A 4,634-nucleotide genomic window follows, 5' to 3' on the forward strand; every position below is an offset into this window, starting at 1 on the left:
TTCAAGGTTATTGAAGAACAAACAGTCAAGAGAAGAGGAATTAATTTAATAAACTTTGTGATGGAGAAAAAAATCAAAAAAAATTTATAGCGCGTGGCCGATTACGACCAAATATGCAGTTAGACCCTAGTAGCTTTTTCTAAATCCAATATATACCTTGTAAGTCTTAAAATCTTCATCAGAACTGTTTATTTGAGAAGCTACAAGAAATATTAAATTCTGCTCTTCTTTGGTTAAGTGAAATTTTCCAGCAACAAGGCTGTTTGGACATAGCAATTTCTTTTTTATCTTCTATCTCTTTCATTTAGCACATTTAAATATCTATTGTGTTAATCAATATAATAAGACATTTTTTAATTCATATTAACACACACTTTTTACAAGTGTGTTTTAGTGTGACAAAAATGTGTTTTTAAAAATCGCAAAATCCTCTGAAAGTATTGTTATCACTACATCACAGTTTGAAAACAGAGTTGCTACAATATTAAAGAGAATATTAAAGAGAAAATATCTTTAGGAAATTTTACAAATTTCAAAGATTCAATGACTTTTTTGACTTTTTAAAAGATAAAATCTACAATGTAAGTACTTATATAAGTACATAGGTTTACGTAATGCAAACAGTTAATTATTCAACTTTTAGAAATGAATTATCCGATTCAATGGATAGAGTAACAAAAAATCATAGTCCTATGATTGTTACCAGAGGTTCAAAAAAAGAAGCAGTTGTTATGATGTCGTTAGAGGATTTTAAAGCTTATGAAGAAACAGCTTATCTGATGAGAAGCATGAATAACTATAAGAGATTACAAAATTCTATTGATGAAGTAGAATCTGGTTTAGCTATCAAAAAAGAGTTGATTGAAGAATGATACTTTCTTGGTCAACTAATGCTTGGGAAGACTATCTATATTGGCAAAGCATAGATAAGAAAAAGCTAAAACGAATTAATTTGCTAATCAAAGACATTATGAGAAATCACTTTGAAGGATTAGGAGATCCTGAACCTTTGAAGCATAACTTCTCTGGTTATTGGTCTAGACGAATAGACAAAGAACATCGAATAATCTACAAAGTAGAAAATCAAAATCTAATCATTATCCAATGCAGATATCATTACTAGCATTTCTTAGAAATATGAAATTCCAGCCTTAGCGAATTTTAGATTTTTAAGAAACAAATGATGATGTATACCATTCTGTCAATATGTACTTTTGTGCATAGTGACAGGATTGCATTTAGGTATTTAATTCTTTAAATATTAGTTATTCTAGCATATATAGTTAAAAATTATATTGACAAATATTGGCGTATTAAATATAGTAAAAAATACTACAACTGATGAAGCCTAAAGGCAGAAACAATTAATATTGTCTTGTAGAAAGATGGCTCTCGTTTTTTTATTTGTTTTTTTAATTTCATTACGCCATTTTAAGAATAAAAACATCATTACGATCATTAGTGTCGGCAAAAGCTAAATATAGATAAATACAGGCTATAGCAATAGTAGAGATTTATTTTTAAACATTAAAAATTATTATGCCTCAGTCATTAATTATCTTAAATCTTGAATTTAAAGGTAGACTGAAGCACTTAACAAAGAAGGCATTATAATTACATAGCTAATAATATTTTTAGAGGAGTTATGCTTTCTGCTCTTAAACTATTTAAGTGATTTTTTTTAAATTTAGGTTGGGTAATCTTCAATAACAACTTGATAGTCGCTATAGCAGAATGGGGTTCTGTTCTTATAGGCCGAAAAGTGTTACAAATAGTTCTTTACATTAAGGTTTAGATGATGTACATTGAATAATTATTGATTATTCTTAAAAAACTTCTGTACAAGTAGATGAACATAAATAAAGTCCATTATATATGGATGGGATCATTAATTCCAAGCAAATATATAAGTTCCATTTTTTATTTACTTTCTCAATCTGACCATAATATTTATATATGGACGGATAGAGTTGAAGAAACTAAATTAAAGTTTCTAGATAAGATAGGTGGATATAGTTATTTACAAAGAAATAAAATTACAGATCGATTAGAATTTAAACAAATTTTTGATTTAGAGAGTTGGTGCCAGATTTATCTTATTAAATATTTAACTCCTACACAAAGGAAAACACTTTCTGAAACTTTTTTGTTCGAATATCCAAGTTATTCAGATAAGTATATTAGTAAATATGATTTATCAGTACTTAAGAAGTTGGGTAATTTAGCAACATTGAGTGATATATTAAGATTAGTTATATTGTATAAAGAAGGTGGTATTTATATAGATTGTGATAATACTTTTAGAGGTCAAGATATAAAATATAATATGAAATACTCTAGAAACCCCAGTCAATATAGTGTTTATATAAGTTCTAAAATTAGCTTATACTCATTCGAAAAAGGATATGGAAATAGTGTTGTAGCCTGTAGCTCTGGAGCTTTAGGATGCTTAGAGTTGCTTATGCTATCTTTAGATACTATCTATAAACAAAAGTTTAGTACAGAACTAATAGATAATATCGAACAATATAAAAATATGCTATTTACTGAAAAAAGTTATTTGAAAGATGTTTATGAATATTTTATGTCCAATAGTTATATTCAAAAAGACGCTGATCTAAGAAGATATGGAAAAGATCCAAACGGATATAAGTTACAAGAATTAAGAGATTATGGTGGCGTTAATCCACATACGTACCATTATGGGTATCCATATGCATATTTAGCTATGGAAATAGGACCAGAAGCATTAAAGAAGTTTGAGAATGATAATAGGCATATTCATAAAACGTTTAATGATTTAAATATATGTAGTAAAATTATATGTAATTCAGATCAAGCATGGCTATAGTCTAAAAAAAGGAGGGTTATTTTAAACTCTTTAAAAAAGGTCTAAAGCCTTGTAAATAAAAGGTTTGTAAGTTTAATAATAAGGTTTAGTATATCTAAGTATAGAAAAGCTATTTTTGCTTACAAAATTAAACCTAACATATTTTGGCTTTTAGGAACAGAACCCCTAATTCAAAATCTATCACTAGAAAAGACATATTAGACTTGGTGAATTAAGTTATACTTCATCAAATCCAAACATGTAGTTTTCTGTTTTTTTCTATCCAGATGCTTTAATTTACCTCGCAAAAACCCTATTTTAGAAATAAGTTTTGAATTATCCCAACTATTAGATAAATCTAAACAAATTTGCTCTATATCTTCTAATTTATAATGCTCAAATATCTTTTTTATATCGTTTTTTGTTAGCTCTAACTCATCATCTAGCAAAACATCAATAACGCATTCACTCGCGTTTACCGGTATAAAATCGCTCTTTGTTTGCGTGCTTAAAACCTTTTGTATTAGTTGCTCTTCTTTCTGCTGTTTTTTGCTTATACAAAATTCAATACTTGTTATCTTACGCCCTGTTTTAAGCTCGTTATTGGCTTTTTTAAGCTCTAAGGTATCAGTGTTAGCCTTTTTATATTTTTGGAGCTTGACGCCCTTTATAAGGTTATTTATCTTTTTCTTATCTTATTCTCTACCAATCACAGCCTCTTCATAGAGCTTTTTTGACTCTTCAGTAGCCTTTATGAGCTTTTCTTGATGCAACTTTTTGAATTTTGCTATTAGTGTATCTTTCTGAGTTGATAATTCATTTTTTAGGCTTTCTATCTCATTGATTGCAGTATTGTGTTCTTTTTGAAGATTGCAGAAGTTTGACTCAATAGTCTCCTTTGCTTCTCTATAATAATTTAGTTTTTCTTCTAGTTCTTGAATTCTTGCTTTGTTGAAAATCAATATTTTCTCCTTGGGTTAATCCTGTCAATTCGGATATTTATGTCCGTAGTGACAGAATGTAGGATAAAACCAAGAGCCATTGCACACGGTAAAATAGACTGTAATTTGTTCTTGAAATGTTTTAGTGATGGTTATAAAATCAACTATAACAACTGCTTACCTTCGACATTAGCACGTCACTATCGCAAGATAGGAAGAAGGATCGTCTCAACCACTGATTTTATATCAGACCGTTACAGAACTAGCATGGCTAGACCGTTTCAAACAACAGTGCGAATGTATTGACCGTTTCAAATTACCAACAATGTTGGATTTAGATAATCGTACGTATACGTTTATTGGGTTCTTTGCAAAGAATAATTACTTATGACAAGGTTCAACAGAACTAGATCATAAAACCCTATCTTTTCACAGATAGTCGCAAAGAATTAAAGATTAATGACATATTGTCATATCGCTTCGACCCTCGTAGATTAGTAGCCTTGAGCTATTAACTGGTTGAAACACTTACCAAATAAAGATTAAAAGCGATAAAAAATGAAAGATAAAGCAGCTAAAAACAGAGATTTTAGAAAGACTATTTTATCTGCGTTACAACGCAATAAAGATGGTTCTTTTGCTACTCAAGCAAATAGAAAGTCTATTTTGTTGCAAGCAACTAAAGACCTAAAAAAGGTAGGGTTTAGCAAGGTTACAGCCGAAAACTTCGGTAATAGGGGTTGTTTGCAGAGCCCTCCATTTTTTTGGTTTTTCAAATTTAACGATTCAAAAAGCTCTCTAGCTCTTCAATCAAAACATCAGCTAAACTCTCAAAGTTAATATCATCACTTTTTGATAGAAAT

The 4,634-nt window shown here is 29.2% G+C and carries 6 protein-coding genes; 4 read left to right on the forward strand and 2 right to left on the reverse strand.

Features of this window, described 5'->3' with window-relative positions:
- Positions 1-126: 126 nt before the first annotated feature.
- Complete coding sequence (locus F8C69_RS11330; RefSeq protein WP_159184954.1) at positions 127-276, reverse strand: RepB family plasmid replication initiator protein; 150 nt, start codon at positions 274-276, stop codon at positions 127-129.
- A gap of 338 nt (positions 277-614) precedes the next feature.
- On the opposite strand from F8C69_RS11330, the gene F8C69_RS09160 reads away from it, so the two are divergent.
- From F8C69_RS09160 to F8C69_RS09170, 3 genes are all read left to right on the forward strand, one after another.
- The gene (locus tag F8C69_RS09160) at positions 615-872 is read left to right on the forward strand and encodes a type II toxin-antitoxin system Phd/YefM family antitoxin (RefSeq protein WP_159184955.1); all 258 of its coding nucleotides are present in this window, start codon (positions 615-617) and stop codon (positions 870-872) included.
- Positions 869-1,123 carry a Txe/YoeB family addiction module toxin gene (locus F8C69_RS09165; protein WP_159184956.1) on the forward strand — a complete coding sequence of 85 codons (255 nt, stop codon included), beginning with the start codon at positions 869-871 and terminating at the stop codon, positions 1,121-1,123. The genes F8C69_RS09160 and F8C69_RS09165 overlap by 4 nt, the downstream gene beginning before the upstream one ends.
- Positions 1,124-1,849: 726 nt before the next feature.
- A complete protein-coding gene (locus F8C69_RS09170) occupies positions 1,850-2,851 on the forward strand; it encodes a glycosyltransferase (RefSeq protein ID WP_159184957.1) in 1,002 nt (333 codons plus the stop codon).
- Positions 2,852-3,525: 674 nt separating this feature from the next.
- On the opposite strand, the gene F8C69_RS09175 is transcribed toward F8C69_RS09170, so the two are convergent.
- Positions 3,526-3,792, reverse strand: coding sequence for a hypothetical protein (locus F8C69_RS09175; RefSeq protein ID WP_159184958.1), 267 nt, complete (start codon positions 3,790-3,792; stop codon positions 3,526-3,528).
- 537 nt (positions 3,793-4,329) lie between these two features.
- Here F8C69_RS09175 and F8C69_RS09180 point away from each other — a divergent pair.
- A complete protein-coding gene (locus F8C69_RS09180) occupies positions 4,330-4,611 on the forward strand; it encodes a hypothetical protein (RefSeq protein ID WP_159184959.1) in 282 nt (93 codons plus the stop codon).
- The last annotated feature ends 23 nt before the right edge of the window (positions 4,612-4,634 follow it).

Source organism: Francisella noatunensis subsp. noatunensis (genome assembly GCF_009823375.1).
Taxonomy (GTDB): Bacteria; Pseudomonadota; Gammaproteobacteria; order Francisellales; family Francisellaceae; genus Francisella; species Francisella noatunensis.

Coding starts and splice junctions, on each gene's coding strand:
- F8C69_RS09160 (WP_159184955.1), top strand. CDS start 615: ATGCAAACAGTTAATTATTCAACTTTTAGAAATGAATTATCCGATTCA.
- F8C69_RS09165 (WP_159184956.1), top strand. CDS start 869: ATGATACTTTCTTGGTCAACTAATGCTTGGGAAGACTATCTATATTGG.
- F8C69_RS09170 (WP_159184957.1), top strand. CDS start 1,850: ATGAACATAAATAAAGTCCATTATATATGGATGGGATCATTAATTCCA.
- F8C69_RS09180 (WP_159184959.1), top strand. CDS start 4,330: ATGAAAGATAAAGCAGCTAAAAACAGAGATTTTAGAAAGACTATTTTA.